At 38.5% G+C, this 16801-nt stretch carries 18 protein-coding genes, 17 tRNA genes and 4 riboswitches; of the genes, 2 read left to right on the top strand and 33 right to left on the bottom strand.

Going from position 1 to position 16801, the window contains the following annotated elements; all coding sequences use genetic code 11:
* Positions 1 to 6: 6 nt before the first annotated feature.
* From kdpF to tenA, 14 genes are all read right to left on the bottom strand, one after another.
* On the bottom strand, positions 7 to 87 hold the full coding sequence (gene kdpF, locus Q9306_RS22040; RefSeq protein ID WP_306202383.1) for a K(+)-transporting ATPase subunit F: 81 nt from the start codon (positions 85 to 87) through the stop codon (positions 7 to 9).
* The gene (locus tag Q9306_RS22035; protein WP_306202363.1) at positions 87 to 188 is read right to left on the bottom strand and encodes a signal peptide protein; all 102 of its coding nucleotides are present in this window, start codon (positions 186 to 188) and stop codon (positions 87 to 89) included. The genes kdpF and Q9306_RS22035 overlap by 1 nt, the downstream gene beginning before the upstream one ends.
* A gap of 98 nt (positions 189 to 286) precedes the next feature.
* A riboswitch (cyclic di-AMP (ydaO/yuaA leader) is annotated at positions 287 to 430 on the bottom strand.
* Positions 431 to 951: 521 nt separating this feature from the next.
* A complete protein-coding gene (locus Q9306_RS22030; protein WP_306202361.1) occupies positions 952 to 1188 on the bottom strand; it encodes a hypothetical protein in 237 nt (78 codons plus the stop codon).
* A gap of 17 nt (positions 1189 to 1205) precedes the next feature.
* On the bottom strand, positions 1206 to 1607 hold the full coding sequence (locus tag Q9306_RS22025) for a hypothetical protein (RefSeq protein WP_306202359.1): 402 nt from the start codon (positions 1605 to 1607) through the stop codon (positions 1206 to 1208).
* A 93-nt stretch (positions 1608 to 1700) separates the two neighbouring features.
* A riboswitch (cyclic di-AMP (ydaO/yuaA leader) is annotated at positions 1701 to 1845 on the bottom strand.
* A 186-nt stretch (positions 1846 to 2031) separates the two neighbouring features.
* Positions 2032 to 2844 (bottom strand): bifunctional hydroxymethylpyrimidine kinase/phosphomethylpyrimidine kinase, encoded by an 813-nt coding sequence (thiD, locus tag Q9306_RS22020; RefSeq protein ID WP_306202357.1) that lies wholly within the window; start codon positions 2842 to 2844, stop codon positions 2032 to 2034.
* A 14-nt stretch (positions 2845 to 2858) separates the two neighbouring features.
* A complete protein-coding gene (locus Q9306_RS22015; RefSeq protein ID WP_306202355.1) occupies positions 2859 to 3878 on the bottom strand; it encodes a thiazole biosynthesis adenylyltransferase ThiF in 1020 nt (339 codons plus the stop codon).
* Positions 3871 to 4641, bottom strand: coding sequence for a thiazole synthase (locus tag Q9306_RS22010; protein ID WP_306202353.1), 771 nt, complete (start codon positions 4639 to 4641; stop codon positions 3871 to 3873). Before Q9306_RS22010 ends, Q9306_RS22015 begins: the two co-directional genes overlap by 8 nt.
* Positions 4642 to 4643: 2 nt before the next feature.
* Entirely contained in the window at positions 4644 to 4847 is a 204-nt protein-coding gene (gene thiS, locus Q9306_RS22005; protein ID WP_306202351.1) for a sulfur carrier protein ThiS, read from the bottom strand.
* 192 nt (positions 4848 to 5039) lie between these two features.
* Positions 5040 to 6149, bottom strand: coding sequence for a glycine oxidase ThiO (gene thiO, locus Q9306_RS22000; RefSeq protein ID WP_306202349.1), 1110 nt, complete (start codon positions 6147 to 6149; stop codon positions 5040 to 5042).
* The gene (gene tenI / locus Q9306_RS21995) at positions 6133 to 6762 is read right to left on the bottom strand and encodes a thiazole tautomerase TenI (protein WP_306202348.1); all 630 of its coding nucleotides are present in this window, start codon (positions 6760 to 6762) and stop codon (positions 6133 to 6135) included. The genes thiO and tenI overlap by 17 nt, the downstream gene beginning before the upstream one ends.
* 10 nt (positions 6763 to 6772) lie before the next feature.
* Positions 6773 to 7774 carry an ABC transporter substrate-binding protein gene (locus Q9306_RS21990; protein ID WP_306202346.1) on the bottom strand — a complete coding sequence of 334 codons (1002 nt, stop codon included), beginning with the start codon at positions 7772 to 7774 and terminating at the stop codon, positions 6773 to 6775.
* Positions 7771 to 8523: an ABC transporter permease gene (locus Q9306_RS21985; RefSeq protein ID WP_306202344.1), complete on the bottom strand. Its 753-nt coding sequence runs from the start codon at positions 8521 to 8523 to the stop codon at positions 7771 to 7773. Before Q9306_RS21985 ends, Q9306_RS21990 begins: the two co-directional genes overlap by 4 nt.
* Entirely contained in the window at positions 8520 to 9263 is a 744-nt protein-coding gene (locus Q9306_RS21980; protein ID WP_306202342.1) for an ABC transporter ATP-binding protein, read from the bottom strand. Before Q9306_RS21980 ends, Q9306_RS21985 begins: the two co-directional genes overlap by 4 nt.
* Positions 9232 to 9927 carry a thiaminase II gene (gene tenA / locus Q9306_RS21975; protein WP_306202340.1) on the bottom strand — a complete coding sequence of 232 codons (696 nt, stop codon included), beginning with the start codon at positions 9925 to 9927 and terminating at the stop codon, positions 9232 to 9234. Before tenA ends, Q9306_RS21980 begins: the two co-directional genes overlap by 32 nt.
* Positions 9928 to 10011: 84 nt before the next feature.
* Positions 10012 to 10114, bottom strand: a riboswitch (TPP riboswitch).
* A 60-nt stretch (positions 10115 to 10174) separates the two neighbouring features.
* Positions 10175 to 10284, bottom strand: a riboswitch (TPP riboswitch).
* Between the two features lie 427 nt (positions 10285 to 10711).
* Here tenA and Q9306_RS21970 point away from each other — a divergent pair.
* Together Q9306_RS21970 and Q9306_RS21965 are read left to right on the top strand one after the other, a co-directional pair.
* A complete protein-coding gene (locus Q9306_RS21970) occupies positions 10712 to 11860 on the top strand; it encodes an SH3 domain-containing protein (RefSeq protein WP_306202338.1) in 1149 nt (382 codons plus the stop codon).
* A gap of 6 nt (positions 11861 to 11866) precedes the next feature.
* Positions 11867 to 12226 carry a hypothetical protein gene (locus tag Q9306_RS21965; RefSeq protein ID WP_306202336.1) on the top strand — a complete coding sequence of 120 codons (360 nt, stop codon included), beginning with the start codon at positions 11867 to 11869 and terminating at the stop codon, positions 12224 to 12226.
* A 221-nt stretch (positions 12227 to 12447) separates the two neighbouring features.
* On the opposite strand, the gene Q9306_RS21960 is transcribed toward Q9306_RS21965, so the two are convergent.
* The 19 genes from Q9306_RS21960 to Q9306_RS21870 all read right to left on the bottom strand — a co-directional run bounded on the left by Q9306_RS21960 (position 12448) and on the right by Q9306_RS21870 (position 16789).
* Complete coding sequence (locus Q9306_RS21960) at positions 12448 to 13599, bottom strand: DUF3965 domain-containing protein (protein WP_306202334.1); 1152 nt, start codon at positions 13597 to 13599, stop codon at positions 12448 to 12450.
* A gap of 502 nt (positions 13600 to 14101) precedes the next feature.
* Positions 14102 to 14521: a CBS domain-containing protein gene (locus tag Q9306_RS21955; protein ID WP_306202332.1), complete on the bottom strand. Its 420-nt coding sequence runs from the start codon at positions 14519 to 14521 to the stop codon at positions 14102 to 14104.
* Positions 14522 to 15240: 719 nt separating this feature from the next.
* Positions 15241 to 15312: transfer RNA gene (locus tag Q9306_RS21950), tRNA-Glu, on the bottom strand.
* Between the two features lies 1 nt (position 15313).
* Positions 15314 to 15388, bottom strand: a tRNA-Asn gene (locus Q9306_RS21945).
* Between the two features lie 3 nt (positions 15389 to 15391).
* Positions 15392 to 15468 (bottom strand) — tRNA-Ile (locus tag Q9306_RS21940).
* Positions 15469 to 15478: 10 nt separating this feature from the next.
* A tRNA-Trp gene (locus tag Q9306_RS21935) sits at positions 15479 to 15549 on the bottom strand.
* 3 nt (positions 15550 to 15552) lie between these two features.
* A tRNA-Thr gene (locus Q9306_RS21930) sits at positions 15553 to 15628 on the bottom strand.
* Between the two features lie 52 nt (positions 15629 to 15680).
* Positions 15681 to 15756 (bottom strand) — tRNA-Phe (locus Q9306_RS21925).
* 10 nt (positions 15757 to 15766) lie between these two features.
* Positions 15767 to 15842 (bottom strand) — tRNA-Asp (locus Q9306_RS21920).
* Positions 15843 to 15844: 2 nt separating this feature from the next.
* A tRNA-Met gene (locus Q9306_RS21915) sits at positions 15845 to 15921 on the bottom strand.
* A 25-nt stretch (positions 15922 to 15946) separates the two neighbouring features.
* A tRNA-Ser gene (locus tag Q9306_RS21910) sits at positions 15947 to 16039 on the bottom strand.
* A gap of 18 nt (positions 16040 to 16057) precedes the next feature.
* Positions 16058 to 16133 (bottom strand) — tRNA-Ala (locus tag Q9306_RS21905).
* A 15-nt stretch (positions 16134 to 16148) separates the two neighbouring features.
* Positions 16149 to 16222, bottom strand: a tRNA-Pro gene (locus Q9306_RS21900).
* Positions 16223 to 16237: 15 nt separating this feature from the next.
* Positions 16238 to 16326 (bottom strand) — tRNA-Leu (locus tag Q9306_RS21895).
* A gap of 14 nt (positions 16327 to 16340) precedes the next feature.
* Positions 16341 to 16415 (bottom strand) — tRNA-Gly (locus tag Q9306_RS21890).
* Positions 16416 to 16444: 29 nt separating this feature from the next.
* A tRNA-Leu gene (locus Q9306_RS21885) sits at positions 16445 to 16525 on the bottom strand.
* A 17-nt stretch (positions 16526 to 16542) separates the two neighbouring features.
* Positions 16543 to 16618 (bottom strand) — tRNA-Lys (locus Q9306_RS21880).
* 7 nt (positions 16619 to 16625) lie between these two features.
* Positions 16626 to 16700, bottom strand: a tRNA-Gln gene (locus Q9306_RS21875).
* A gap of 5 nt (positions 16701 to 16705) precedes the next feature.
* Positions 16706 to 16789 (bottom strand) — tRNA-Tyr (locus tag Q9306_RS21870).
* Positions 16790 to 16801 lie beyond the last annotated feature (12 nt).

Raw genomic sequence — 16801 nt, 5'->3', positions numbered from 1 at the left:
CCCTAATTAAAACTTTTCTGGATTTAATAGCGCATAAACTAAGTACACAGTAAGTAAGGCAACAATAATTGATACTGCAATACTCATTACTTCTTCCCTTCTTTCACAACGTTATCCGACCATCTTGCAAGACCTATCATCGATCCAACTAACACAATTAAAATTGCTATCATAGCGATATCTAACATAATTCATCCCTCACTAAATGTAAAATTTTACCATTCGAAGCATAAAAAAGAACACTGAGGATCTACTCAGTGTTCGAAAATGAACAACACAAAAGTAAACCTCCTCTCCAAACGCTTACGAGGTTAGCTGTCGGATTCGGGCCTAAAGAGTAGCCCTACTTTCATCATGAAAGATTCACCCCAAGTGACAATGCACAAAATTGGTTCCCCCGCTCCATTTCTGGACTCAGCGATATCAGGTTGTTTTTTGGAAATTTTATGAACAATTTATGAATGTAAATATACTCCTCTATATTTCACTTGTAAAGAGGTAAAATAACGAAAATATGAAAATATAAGACCTTTTAAACGCTTACATTGAGGACAAATACATCTTTATCATCTTTTTTCTTTTATTTTCTCCTTTTTTCATTATGTATACGTTCTTTTACAGATAAAAAAAGAAGATTATCTCTAGAAATCAAATTGAATTTCCAGGCATATGAGTCAAATACAACATAACCCGCTTCCTCTCTTTATTTTAAACATCGCACGTAGCAAAAAAAGGCCCTGACCGCTTCTATGAACGGGCAGAACCTCTCGTTCTCCCTAAATTTTCAACATACACATCACTGCCATACCGAAAACAAAAGGACCCGCTACTTTGCTTGCTCCCTCTGTTTTATACTTCGCGCGTGGCACAAAAAGGCCCTGACCGCTTCTATGCACGGCCAGGACCTCTCGCTCACCTAAAAAAAGAGGTTTTCAAATAACCTTCTAAACATTACAAAAAAGACCGTAAGTTACGACCTCGAATATATACTTGCACCAACTCTGCATGTTGCTTCTCATATTCGATAATGTCTTGTTCTAAATATAAACAGATATCTTCTGACGGAAGAATCACATATGGCTTCGGAAAGAATGGATCGTGTTCTGCTAATTCATGTACTCGTTCTAACGATACCGCCCAGCGCTTTACTAATTCACAGCACAGTAATACTTTCATCGCTTCTTTCATATCCGATTCCTCCGCCCCTACTCTAAAGTCAAAAACGAAATATTATCACAAGTGGTAAACACCACTAATTTAATGCCAATCGTTTCATAGAGGTGCTTTGGATATTGTTTATTTCGCGTGACAACTGTAATAGGCGCGGTAAAAGAAGAGCGAATACGTTCAGCGAAGAAGCTAATTGTAGACAATTCATCTCCTAATAAAATCGCCTTTTTAATTCCTTTACATATGTTCACAATCTTGCTCGGATCATCCGGGCAACAATACGCTTGTTGAAACCCACATGCTTTCACTTCACTTACCACATATTCACTCGCTGCCAAAATGACCATTTCACTTTGAAACGGTACTAAATCTTTCAAACTCTTTACTTTCGCAGCTTCTCCTACACAAATGAGCGTGTAAGCTTTTTCCTCATCCATGTACTGGATCCCCCTTCACATAAAAGAATTTTTCAGTATAGATTAAAATTCTCTTATGCTAGTCGGATCGATAAATTGATGTATTCACTTGCACCATCCTCTCTCAACACGCTTACGGAGTTAGCTGTCGGATTCGGGCTTTGAGAGTAGCCCTACCTTCGAAAAAGGATTCACCCCAAGTGGCAATGCACAAAATTGGTTCCTCCGCTCCAAATTCTGGATTAAGCGTTCTACAAAATACATTCTGGCTGATATATTACTCCTAATTTTGGAAAAAGTAAACATAAAAAAAGCCAATTTTTTCAATTGGCTTTTCAAAGAAAATACATATTTATCCCGCTATTCGTGGGCAGTAAAAGCCCGATTGGTGAGAGCTTTCCATCAGTGGGAGATGAAAAAACTCTCCACTAATGGAAGTTTCACTTTATACACGTACATTTCTACGTCCATACGCAAAATGATTCGTTGGTCCGTGACCGCTGCCTATGTTCAGCTCATCTTCAATTGCTATGCTGATAAAGTTCTTCGCTTCACGAACTGCATCGGTAATTTCGTAACCTTTCGCGAGTCCTGCTGTTACAGCTGCGGCAAACGTACAACCGCTTCCATGTGTTTGGATTGACGCAATCCGCTTACTTCTATACTCCATAAACTCATTTCCATCAAACAGTAAGTCAATTACTTCATTCCCTTGATAGTCTGCATGCCCGCCTTTCATCACAACAAACTTCGCACCTAAATCATGTAATCTTTTCGCAGCTTCTTTACTGTCTTCAATTGTATGAATCTTCATTCCTGTTAATACTTCTGCTTCTGGAACATTTGGCGTAATTACCGTTGCAAGCGGCAATAAATGTTCTTGTAATGCTGTAACAGCTTCTTGTTGTAATAACGATGCTCCGCCTTTTGCGATCATAACAGGGTCTAGTACAATATTATTCCATGAAAATGATTTAATATTTTCAGCTACGACTTTAATAATCTCACTACTAAATAACATCCCAAGTTTCACTGCATCTGGCGTTAAATCCGTACCGATAGAATGTAACTGCTTTTCAATTCCTTCTACAGGAACAGGATACACCCCTTGTACACCAAGCGTATTTTGGGCCGTAATCGCTGTAATGGCTGTCATTCCGTACACACCGAGCTCTTGAAACGTTTTTAAATCTGCTTGAATTCCCGCACCGCCGCCGCTATCGGAGCCGGCAATCGTTAATGCTTTATTCACTTTCATTTCACTCACCCTTTTTAACCAAAATAACGATGATAAATCGATTTTGCTTCCGCTATATCCTTTGTCCCATGCACAAGTACACGGCCATCTTGAAATGCCACTAACCGTTTATTCTCAACAGAAAACGATAATAAATACGGATTCACTGTTAAATCCGTTACACGGTTTTGCAGCAAATTTTTATACATAGACAAATGAAGCTGTTCTTTATGCGGCGGACGAATTTGTACTGTATTTCTGCCGCATAAAACAGCCGCCCTGGAAGTATTCTCCTTACTTAAATACGGATAAACGGCTTCTTCTCCGCACGATAAGCAGTGCTTGTTTCGCAACTTTTGTACATTCATGCATGAATATTCATTTTTCCATACATCAAATGACACAAGCCCTGCGCGAAGTACCTCGTAATCTTCTACTAAAATCTTTAATGCTTCCGTAACTTGATGTGAGACGACAATGGATACAGCAGGCGAAATAATCCCCGCTGTATCACATGTCGCTCCGCCAAGCGGGATCGACTGCAATAAACAAGATAGGCACGGCGTCTTCCCTGGTAAAATTGTATAAGAAAGACCGTAACTCCCAACACACGCTCCGTAAATCCATGGAACAGAATACTTTTGCGATATATCATTTACAATAAACCGTGTCTCAAAGTTATCCGTTGCATCAATGATAAGATTTACACCTGTAACAAGTTCTTCTAGTTCTTCTGCTGTTACATCTTGCACATAAGCCTCTACAACTACATCACTATTAATGGCTTGTAAGCGCCGCTTAGCTGCCACTGCTTTTGGTAAATGATTTTGTACATCTGCCTCGCAGTATAACTGTTGACGCTGCAAATTACTCCAATCAATGTAATCACGATCAACAATCGTCACTTTGCCAATTCCAGCACGAACGAGCATCTCTGCATTTGCACTACCAAGTGCTCCTGCGCCAATAATCAATACATGTTTTTCTCTTATTTTGTTCTGTCCTTCTTCTCCAATTGGAGAAAACAACACTTGACGGGAATATCGGCTATTCAAGAACACTCATTCCTTCTAATGGGCTACTTGCGGCCCCGCGGCTCTTACGTGCAATGCGTCCTGCTTCAAAACCTAATCTTCCTGCCTGAATACTAAGCTTCATTGCTTCTGCCATTTTCACAGGATCTTTTGCTCCTGAAACAGCTGTATTTAATAACACGCCTTCTGCACCTAATTCCATCGCAAATGCTGCGTCAGCCGGACTACCAATGCCCGCGTCAACAATAACGGGAACAGTCGCTTGCTGGATAATAAAACTTAAATTTAATGGGTTTACAACGCCAAGACCAGAGCCGATTGGCGATGCACCCGGCATAATCGCATGAACGCCTAATTCTTGTAATTTACGTGCTAATACAACATCATCAGACGTATATGGCAAAACGATAAACCCTTCTTTTAATAGCATTTCTGACGCTCTTAACGTTTCAAATGGGTCAGGTAATAACGTTTTATCATCACCAATCACCTCAACTTTAATCATGTCGCATAATCCTGATGCTTTCGCTAATTTTGCAATGCGCACTGCTTCTTCTGCTGTTTTTGCCCCTGCTGTATTGGGCAGAAGGGTATACTTTGTTACATCAATTTTTTCTAATAAATTAGGCTGCTCTGCATCAAAAATATCCATACGACGCACCGCAAACGTTAAAATTTCTGCTTCTGATACTTCAATCGCTTTCTTTTGCACATCAAAATCCGAAAATTTCCCTGTTCCTAATAACAATCTAGACTGAAAAGTAAATGGTCCAATTTTTAACATAATCAACCGCCTCCTACGAATGTGACAATTTCAATTTGATCTCCCTCAAAAACAGATGTATCTTGATGATCCTCTTTTTGTAAAATATCTTGATTACATTCTACAACAACAATTTTCGTTTCTAATCCTAAATGAATAAGCAAATCAGCCACTGTCTTAATATCACTTGGCACATCAACTTGCCTTCCGTTCACTTTTAAATTCAAGCTTTCATCCTCCTTATTAAAGGTATAACAAACTTAAAACCCTTTTCTTTTAGAGTGGGTGAGTGGTCCTGGCCTTGCATAGTAGCGGTCAGGGCCTTTTTCTGCCACGTCCTGTGCTAAAACAAAAGGAGAACATAAGTGCAGGTCTCCTTTTTTCCTAACAGCAACTTATATGTCGAAAATGAAATTGATTTACATAGATTGAGAAAGCAACGAATCTAGTAAACGATTCTCTTGCTTTCCTTCTATTAGATCCGCCATGTACTGTCCTGATACTGGACTTAATAAGATTCCATTTCGATAATGACCCGTACAAGCATATAAACCAGTAATGTCTTCATGTCTGCCGATATACGGCATACTGTGATTTGATTGTGGACGTAATCCTGCCCATGCCCCGTCCCATTCTGCTTCCTTTAGCGCTGGAAGGATACTATATGCACGCTCTAATATAGAAGTAATACTTTCAGGACGCACTGCCTTGTTATATGTATGAGGTTTCATTGTTGCCCCAATGACATAACGTCCACCGCGCTTCGGTGCGATATAAAATCGCTCTTGAAAAATAGGTGCTTGTAATAATGGCTTACGACTGCGCACTGCAACGACTTCACCTTTCACAGGATATGTCCCCCACTCACGGTGAAAATAATTTAATAGTTTTGTACTCCACGAACCGCCTGCAATTACTATATTTTCACATGAAATCGTGCCTTCTGTCGTAAGTAATCCTGTTACACGATGATCCTTCATTTGAATATCAAACACTTCAGTTTCTTCATATATATCCGCTCCAGATATCGCAGCAGAGTGAGCGAATGCTTTCGTCAGCTCCGGGGCAATCACATGACCATCTTTTGGGTGATAGACTGCCCCAATAACCGAAGTAGCTAAATAAGGCTCTTTTTTCCGTAGTTCTTCTCCTGAGATAAAATGGGACTCTTCTCCTGTTTGCTGCTGCCATTTCATAATATGAAGAAGCCGAACACTCTCTTCTTCATTTTGAGCAATACGGTAAATTCCTTTTTCTTCATATCCGATATCAATTCCGGTTTTATCACGTAATAGACTTGCAAGTTTTGGAAACATCGCGCGGCTTTTCCTGCCTAATTCAAACAGCGGATCGTATTCATCCCATTCCGCCTGTACACCTAATAATCCGGCTGCTGCTTTAGACGCTTCAGAAGCAATCTTTTGTTTTTCAATGATAGCAACTTTATAACCTCTTTCAGCAAGGGAATGTGCAATCGAACTTCCGATTACACCGCCGCCAACGATGGCAACATCATATATTTTTTTCATGATTTCTCGCCCACTTTCGTATCGTTTCCTTATATAGCTTTGCCTGCTCATTCGGTTCTACTGCACTTAAAATTCCGGACATAATTGCGATACCAGTAGCCCCGGTACCGAGTACTTCTGCCGTATTATGAGGAGTAACCCCCCCAATAGCGGTAATTGGGATTGTTAAACGGTTTGCCATTTCCGTAATCCCGGCTAATCCTCTTGGCGGAACTCCCTTTTTAGAGTTTGTTTGAAACAAATGCCCATACAGAAGAGAATCTGCACCACTTTGAAAAGCAGATACAGCTTCTTCAAATGAGTGCACGGAGTAACCAACATGCAAATAAGAAAATTTTTCTTTCACAGACTTTATATCCGCGCTGCGATATCCAAGTTGTACACGTCTAATATTGAATAAAATTGCAATATCAATCCGATCGTTGATGACAAGTTTAGAAGAAGAAAACCCCTTATGTAAGAGCTTTTCCACACCTTCATATAACTCTTTGGTACTTTTCTCACGCTCACGAATGTGCAAATAATCTATCTCACTTTCAATATCAGTTGCTATATTTGCTAACTCTTCAAATGACATACGACCATTTGATATAACGTGAAGCTCAGCCTTCATCTCCATTCGCCTACTTTAAAATGTTTTCAAACAATTCGTTTGCCGGAACCATTTCTTTTGCCATTCCTTTTTCTTTTAACCACTTATTTTGTTTTTCCCATGAGCTTGCTGTATCGGATAAAAACGGCTCATCTTTCGTTTCCATTTTGTCTAATAAAATTTTCATACTTTCCTTTTCAACTTCTGGAATCAACGGGAAATTTTCTTTTTCCTGATGATTTAATAAAATGTTTAATGCTTCATCTGGATTTTTCTTCATAAATTCATAACCTTTTTTCGCCCCGCGTAAAAAGGCTTGTAATGTTTCTTTATCTTGTTTTAGTGTTTTGTCGCCAGTTACAAATACAAGTTCATGATAGTTCGGTACACCGTAATCCGCTGGGTTGAAATATGCTGGCTCGTAACCTTCGTGACGCATGACTGGAACTTCATGGTTAATATATGCCCCTGTAACGGCATCTACTTTTTTCGTAGTGAGAGCCGGTACTAAATCAAAACCAACATCAACTATTTTGACGTTATTTGGATTTCCGCCGTCTTCTTTAATCATCGTTTTTACATATTCTTCACTTAACGGTGTTCCTGAATAACCAACTGTCTTTCCTTCCAAATCCTTTGGAGAAGAAATACCTGCTGATTTTAGCGATACAACATGGTTCAAAGGAGAACGAACAACTGCGCCGATAGATTTCACTGGAATGTGTTCATTCGCTCTCGCAATCACAACATCGGGTTGATAATACAATCCAACCGTTACTTTCCCTGCTGCTGCTAACGTTAATGGATCAGTTGGATTAGAAGGAAATTTAATATTTACCTTCACACCTTCCTCTTTAAAATAGCCCTTTTCAATTGCTGCATAAATAAAGCTATGTACTGCATTTGGATACCAATCAAGCATGACAGTGACTTCTTTTTCACCCTTTTTCTTTTCTGATGCTGAATTACTAGAACATCCAGCAATCATCGCAATTAACAACGTAAACACAAAGATGCGCTTTAATAATTTCATGAATGCTTCCTCCAACTAATCAATTTCTTCTCAAATATCGAAACGAGTAATACAAAGAAAATAGCGAGTAATGACAATAAAACAATTGGCGCAAATACACCGGCACCATCCATTTGTGTCATCATTCGTTTACTAAAATAGCCTAGCCCCGCTTGTGCCCCAAGCCACTCTCCAATCGCTGCTCCAATCACGCTAAACGGTACAGCCACCTTTAGAGCAGAGAAAAAGTATGGAAGCGCAGACGGCAACTTCAATTTTAAAAAAATGTCTTTTTTCGTTGCACCATATGTAATCAAAAGCTCTTCCCACTCCTTTTTTGTACTACGAAGACCATCATACGTATTCACTGCAATAGGAAAGAACGTAATAAGTACTGTGACAACAACTTTGCTCCAAATCGAATAGCCAAACCATAAAACAAATAATGGTGCTAAAGCTGTAATAGGAATCGTCTGTGAAGCAACTAAGAGCGGATAAAATGCCTTTTCGGCAAATGAACTCATGCTCATCAACATCGCTAATCCAACGCCTAATACAATGGAAATAACAATACCGATCACTGTAACAGAAAGCGTTGCTGGTAAATGCACTGTAAGCAATATATCCCGTAAATCCCATATTTTTTGAACGATGGCACTTGGAGACGGCAAAATGTACATTTCATCGAGAATCCGTGCTCCTATTTCCCAACCAATCAGCAAAATAGCCGTTACAATAATAGCCGGAACATAATCTACAATTCGCTTCATACAAGTACCTGTCTTTGCAACATCCCAATGAGTTCATCTTTTAATGCTAGCATTTCTGGGCGATGCAAATCCTTTCGAGATCGTTCTTGCCCAAGCGGTACAATCCGCTCTGTTAATGATGTAATCGGCTGCTCTGTTACGACAAAAATACGATTAGAAAGAAAAAGCGCTTCTTCAACATCATGTGTAATAAACAAAATTGTTTTTTGCCAATGTTTCCATTGTTCAAACAACCATTCTTGCAGAGATGCCTTCGTTAATGCATCAAGTGCACTAAACGGTTCATCTAATAGTAAAAGGTCGCCTCCTGTTAACAACGTCCGAATAAACGATACACGTTGCCGCATTCCGCCTGATAAATCTTTTGGCTGTTTCTTTTCATATCCTTGCAGTCCAAACTGCTCCAGCAGCTCTTGTGCTTTCATTTGTGCTTCTTTTTTCTTCACTCCTTGACATTCAAGAGGCAAAGCTGCATTTTCAATAATAGTTCGCCACGGGAGTAACATATCTTTTTGCGGCATATATCCAGCTGGAGTTGTTCCCTTCACCTCAATCGTTCCTGCATTTTCTTTCTCAAGTCCCGTAATCAGCCGAAACAATGTACTTTTCCCGCAGCCACTTGGCCCGATAATACTAATCAATTCCCCTTCTTGTACTACAGCATTAAGCCCCTCTATAATTGGTTTCTCATCATAATGGAAAGAAACGTTATGAAATTGTAGTATGTTCTTGCTCTTCAAAACCCCACATCTCCTTGCGATATGCCATATCCCAAAATAAGTATTCAAACCGGCTGGAATATAAGAAGATTTCTTCTAAACGATTTAATTCTTCTTCTGTTTTCCCTCTTGCAATTTCATTACATAAATCAATTAACCATACGCAAAGATTCCCATATTCTTCAGAGCTATATCCTTGAATCCACTCACCAAAAAATTCATGATCACGCGCGGATGGAACTGCATTTAAACGCTTTCCAATTTCCCAATAACTCCACATACACGGAAGCAATGCTGCAATTAGCTCAGCTAGTGTACCGTTTTGTGAAACGGACATCATATAGTTTGTATATGCTAGATTCATAGCAGACGGCTTTGCGGATTCCATCTCTTCAACAGAAATTCCTAAACGCTTTGCATATTGTTTATGAATTGTCATTTCCCCATTTAAAATCCCATCAATTTGTTCAGCAAATTTCGCCATCACTTTTGGATCTGTTGCTTTTACAACACCAATTGCATATAACTTTGCGTAATCTAACAAATACAAATAATCTTGAACAATATAATATTGAAATCTATCTTTCTCTAGCGTTCCATCTCCCATCCCAGTTACAAATGGATGATTATGACTCTTCTCCCAAACAGGTTGCACCTTTTCAAATAGTCTTTCACAAAATGTCATCTCCGCTTCCCCTTCCTATATATGTTTCCAAATAAAAAAGCCACTTCTATATAAGAAGTGGCCACAGCAAACAAAAGAAAAACTCATTTGTTGTTTCCACTTCCCTACGCTAGCATCACCTAGATCAGGTTATAAGGGTTAAGGTTTTTTTACCTCTCTCAGCTTTTAAGCACCCCTAGTGGTGTTCTATAAAATTATCAATAAAAAAATCCCCATTTCTATGCATAAAGAAACGGGGACGTTATTTATATCGTCCAAATTGCTTCCCTACGCTAGCATCATCTAGATCAGGTTTCAAGGGTCAAAGACTATAGGTCCTACTCTCAGCTAGCAACACTAGCTCCCCTAGCAGTATATTCATTTAACATAGTCAGTATACCATCACACTATCTCACCCGCAACTCTTTTCATTTCTCCTTCTACCTATCTGTAAGTTCAGAAAAAATCGAATTTCTTCTCGGTCTTTCCATAATAGCTATAAATCTGCTATCCTTTTATTATATACCCATTTTCACTTTTCGACATTTAAGTCGCTGCTATGCAAAATACATCATGACCGCTACTTGTTTTCTCCTTTTTATTTAAACCTTGCATGTGGTAGAAAAGGCCTTGCCCATTTCTATGCGCGGCCAAACTCACTACCCTAAAAAGAAAAAATTTTTTAACTTACACATAGAGAAAAAGTTTTCGTTTATTTTTTGTCTATAAATATGTTACAAACTTAATATCTTCATATTATAATTTAGATTATACCAATTCATCACTTAAGGAGGTCTATCAATATATGAATTTAAAAGTCGCTACACTAACAGCAACTACTGTAGCAGTTGCCGCTATGCTTCCCTCTATAGCAGACTCTAATGTACATACTGTAGCAGCAGAGCAAACAGCAAAAGCAAAGATTGGCTATGTCAAAATGGAAACATTACAAATGTACAATAGCCCGAATGGAACAAACTCTGTTATTGATCACATTACACGTGACACTCCCGTTACCATTCTTGAAACAACAAATGAATGGTACAAAGTTCACACTCACAATAAAACTGGCTATGTCAAAAAAGAAGCCATTTCTTTAACAAAACCACAAACGAATCAATATATCGTAAATGCAGATGCATTAAACGTTCGCTCTGAACCAAATGCACAATCTGACATTATTACTGTATTACCAAATGGGAAATTTGTTACTGTTCAAGAAGAACAAGATGGATGGTATAAAGTTATACATAATGGAACAAGCGGCTATGTAAAGAAAGAGTTTTTATCTAACACCGATCAGCCATTAGTAAAAGGAATTACTGTACAAGGCGGAAGTTCTTATTATGTTGCCACTCCAACATTAAAAGTACGTAGCGGAGCAGGAACAAATACAGCTATTATCGGTTCTTTAACAAACGGAACACAAGTACAAGTCGTTGAAAGTGTGGGAACATGGTATAAAATTCGCTACGGATCAGGATATGGCTATGTCGCACAGCACTATTTAGTACAAGGACAACAGCAACCAAAACAACAAGCTACACCATCTATTCCAGCTGTATTTAAATATCCTGCTCAAGGAAAAATCAGCTCAGAATTTGATGTACGCTGGGGAGAAATGCACTATGGTGTAGATATTGCAGCAACAGGAAATGTTCCAATCCAAGCTGCCGCATCTGGGACTGTTGTGAAATCCTATTATTCTACAAGCTATGGGAACGTTGTATTTGTTGCTCATCGTATAAACGGGAACTTATACACAACTGTATATGCCCACATGAAAAGCCGTGCTGTCAAAGCAGGAGATACAGTACAAACAGGCCAATTGCTCGGCTATATGGGAAATACAGGGCATTCATTTGGACAACACTTACATTTTGAATTGCATAACGGGGAATGGAATTTTGAAAAAACAAATGCTGTAAATCCACTTCCTTTCTTAGTTAGGTAACGCATAATGATACGTAATATTCCATTACTGATTGAGTATTTAGCGTTTTTCGGTTTAATTTGTTGCTTATTAATTTACAACACAAACATTGTATTTTTAAGCATTATTATTACATTCATTGCTTTTGAAGTGCTTATGGAAATATTCAAAATTCGACTGAAGCGACATATTTCACACATATATACTGTACTATTCATTATCAGTTCTTTAATAACAAATATTAATTTTAATGGCTTACATGTCTCGGCACTGTTTCCAGTATTTTTTATGGCTATTCTTCTTATCGTGTCTCAGTATATATATGTTCCAGAATATTGGAAACAGCAACAGCAACAACAACAAGAAACATGGGAAGTGGGAAAATAGTGCAACGATTCTTTACAACCAGTCTGATAAAATCTTTTCTAGACTCGTATGAAAGAATGAATCATTTTTTCGGCATTAAAGATAATACAAATAGTCAATTTCTTTTGTACGGCATGATTTCTTTTACAATCATTTTTCTTTCTCTTTACTATTAAAAAAGGATTCCACATCGTGTGGAATCCTTTTTTACGTTCTATATAAATTAAAACTACTTTTCTCATTTATCCGCATGCATACTGCTCATAAATAAAACTTAAATTATATTTATGTTCTAAATTCATACGTTGTTCATCACTGCACCAATAAAATAAAATATCATGTATTGAAGCATAGCGCTTATTTTTTAAAAATTGCTTGATAAAGGAAGGGAAACAATTTGGTAATTGTATAAATATATAATTGCGTAGTAGTTCCTCTTTATAACCGATTCCTTTACATATATGCATAAGTTCTTCACAATAATACATTTGCTGTGGAACTTGAATCATTTCAAAAAATGGAATGTACGATAATAATTTCCCAATAAAGTGCTCATATTTTGTTATAAACTCAAATGACATATGTTCCATCATCTCTTTTATAACAGACAAATAATCATCAACATGAGTTGTCTTTAACGGATTCAGATGATCAGATATTTGTGCAATCACTGCACGCTGACATGCTACAACAGCACGGCTCGGTTCATAATATGTTAAGAAATCTGTACATTTTCGATATTTTTTTAATAAATCTAGCGTGTATACATCACAAATATATGTATTACAATATTTTGCAAGCTTCATTAAATTTTCATCTAACTGCTCTTTTGATAATGCCTTTGCTTGCTTACAAAGAAACAGAAACATAAACTCCATCATTTCTTTATGAGACAAAAGTGCCTTATACTTTTCAATACACTCTACATTAAACTTAATTCTTTCCCAAATAAAATCATCATTACTTTCTAATTCCGTAACCTTTTGTTTTATAATTAAATAATTCCAAGCGACTACTTGTGTAAATACATCCCATGATTCGTACTCAAGCGATGTTTGTACAAATTCCTCTAATCCCTCAGCAACCATAAAAGTATAAGCCTGTTGATACCATCCTACTTCTTGACATAAACGAATAATTCGAACTAAAGTTGGCATTTCATCTTTGTGAAATTTTGGCAAATTATGTAATTTTTTCATTCCATATAAAATAAAAGGAATTAAATTTTCTTTCTTATAAAATTCTTTTTCTTTCCAAGCCAGAATAGTTCGTTCTTTTCCTTCCCCTTTTGGATACTCCGGTATAAGCAAAGAGAGTAAATCTGCAAAATTTTCCGGCTCTCTATACGTATCGGTAACCAAGTTCCAATTCGGTTCAGATTGCATAATCGTCATATAATTCCCCCCCATTTTCTATATGTATGATAAAATATTTGAATGCTATTAAACTAATTATTGATATTAATATCAATATATTCAAAGAAACATATAATACTTATATTCATAAGTATATCATGTTTTTCATATGTTAATAGTTGTTAATAAAAATTTCAAAAGTAATTCACATAAAATATAGATATCCACTTTAATCTTTTAACATCTAAGCTGCTGTTATGTAAACAAAAAGTGATATGCACCTCCCTTTGTTTTCACATTGCCTGTGGCAGGAAAGGGCCCTGATTGCTCCAAGCATGGCCAGACGCTCTCAAGCATCTAAAAAAAGTGGTTTTTATGTTGATTTTTCAAGTTGTATTTATGTATAAAGTGAAACTTCCATCAGTGGGGGTTTTCTTCCCCCCACAGATTATGAATGAAACTAATGGAGCGTATGTTAACAGCTTATCCTTCACTACAGCTTTGCTTTCTAAAGCAAACAAAAATAAAAGTATCTCTTTCTTTAGTCCGTCTGCTCTGATATTTCACTTAAGGCAACGCCTGCTTGATCATCTGCATATTTAGTTGTTGCTAAATCACCAAGTGATAGCATCCCAACAAATTGTCCATGTTCAACTACTGGCAATCTTCTTATTTGGTAATGTGCCATTAACTCTGTCGCTTTTTCAATAGCATCATTAGGTGACACAGAAATAATTTGTGTTGTCATAACATTTGTAATTTGATTGGAACCCGGATGTTTTTCTGCAATTCCTCGCACAACCAAATCACGGTCTGTAACAAGACCAATAACTTGATTATTCTCTACAACAGGGATCATTCCTATATCTTCTTCTTTCATTTTTACCGCTGCTTCATATACATTATCTAGTGGTGTACACTGTACAATATTTGTGCTCATCAATTCTCGAACAGTTGTCATAAATATATTACCCTCCTTTACACACCTTAGCATTTCCAACCCTCTTCATTTCGATTCGCCAGTTCATTAAAGAAAAACGAGATACCGACTATCATTAGAAATAAAGAATATTACTTTACCAAATGTAGAGAACGATTATAATCTAAACATCATTGTCTAGAATCCCCTAACAAAACATAAAATAAATTGGATATTCACAGCTGCAATGGCCGATTTTAAATTGCGGAGAGAAAATATACGCTATATCGTTCTTAATTAAGAAACAGATTGTAAAGATACAGAGTAATAAGTAGGATGAGGTTAGTATAAAAGATACCTTATACCATAAACTATTCATGCAACATTCCGGTGTACAAGAATCTATTCTAAGTATAACGAAAATAATCAATTGGTAAAAATATATTGTACTATATTCTTTCCTAATTACACAAAATCATACAAAATCCTTCATTATTTATAATAAAAGACAAAACATTTTATAATATGGTAAAGATATATTTATTGTTATAATAACGTGAAACAACCATCAGTAGAGTTTCTTTATTTCGATGCTTTTGATTTAACTAATCAAAAGTATCCGAATAAACACATGGATTAGGAGATCATGAATCAAAGAAGTAATTATATTTGTTATAACAAATATAATATATGGAAGGCATAATGTATAATATTATTTTTCTTCAAATAAAAAGAGTCAGCATGGTGCTGACTCTTTTTAATGACCCGTACGGGATTCGAACCCGTGTTACCGCCGTGAAAGGGCGGTGTCTTAACCACTTGACCAACGGGCCATGGCTCCGCAGGTAGGACTCGAACCTACGACCGATCGGTTAACAGCCGATAGCTCTACCACTGAGCTACTGCGGAATATGGTGGGCCTAAATGGACTCGAACCATCGACCTCACGCTTATCAGGCGTGCGCTCTAACCAGCTGAGCTATAGGCCCATATTTCTTACAGGGGCAGTAGGAATCGAACCCACACTGGAGGTTTTGGAGACCTCTGTTCTACCTTTAAACTATGCCCCTAAGTGGTGCCGGCTAGAGGACTTGAACCCCCAACCTACTGATTACAAGTCAGTTGCTCTACCAATTGAGCTAAGCCGGCATTATAATGTATAAAACTTGCATTTTTTATTTCTTATTTACAAAAAAAAAAATGGTGGCTCGGGACGGAATCGAACCGCCGACACGAGGATTTTCAGTCCTCTGCTCTACCGACTGAGCTACCGAGCCTTTATGTAAATGGCGGTCCCGACCGGGGTCGAACCGGCGATCTCCTGCGTGACAGGCAGGCATGTTAACCACTACACCACGGGACCATTGGTTGCGGGGACAGGATTTGAACCTGCGACCTTCGGGTTATGAGCCCGACGAGCTACCAGACTGCTCCACCCCGCGACGATATTATATTATTTTTAAAAAATGGAGGAGGTAGAGGGATTCGAACCCCCGCGCGACTCTCGCCGCCTGTCGGTTTTCAAGACCGATCCCTTCAGCCGAACTTGGGTATACCTCCGTATATATGAAGCTTTAATGGTGGAGCCTAGCGGGATCGAACCGCTGACCTCCTGCGTGCAAGGCAGGCGCTCTCCCAGCTGAGCTAAGGCCCCATTGTTTTAAAACTATCGGGAAGACAGGATTCGAACCTGCGACCCCCTGGTCCCAAACCAGGTGCTCTACCAAGCTGAGCCACTTCCCGTTAATAAAGCGCATATGGTGCCGAGGGCGGGGGTCGAACCCGCACGGTGGTCACCCACCGCAGGATTTTAAGTCCTGTGCGTCTGCCTGTTCCGCCACCCCGGCGTCATATTGAAAATTGGAGCGGAAGACGGGATTCGAACCCGCGACCCCAACCTTGGCAAGGTTGTATTCTACCACTGAACTACTTCCGCAAATCATATATGACTTATTCAATTAAAAGTGCGGGTGAAGGGAGTCGAACCCCCACGCCAAAGGCGCCAGATCCTAAGTCTGGTGCGTCTGCCAATTCCGCCACACCCGCATATTACATTTTAAAAATGGTGAGCCATGAAGGACTCGAACCTTCGACCCTCTGATTAAAAGTCAGATGCTCTACCAACTGAGCTAATGGCTCTCTTAAATGGCTGGGCTAGCTGGATTCGAACCAGCGCATGACGGAGTCAAAGTCCGTTGCCTTACCGCTTGGCTATAGCCCATTGAATGGTGGAGGGGGGCAGATTCGAACTGCCGAACCCGAAGGAGCGGATTTACAGTCCGCCGCGTTTAGCCACTTCGCTACCCCTCCGACATTTAAATA

The sequence above is a fragment of the Bacillus multifaciens genome (assembly GCF_030756675.1).
GTDB classification, from domain to species: domain Bacteria; phylum Bacillota; class Bacilli; order Bacillales; family Bacillaceae_G; genus Bacillus_A; species Bacillus_A multifaciens.
This window is presented reverse-complemented; position numbering and strand designations above follow the sequence as displayed.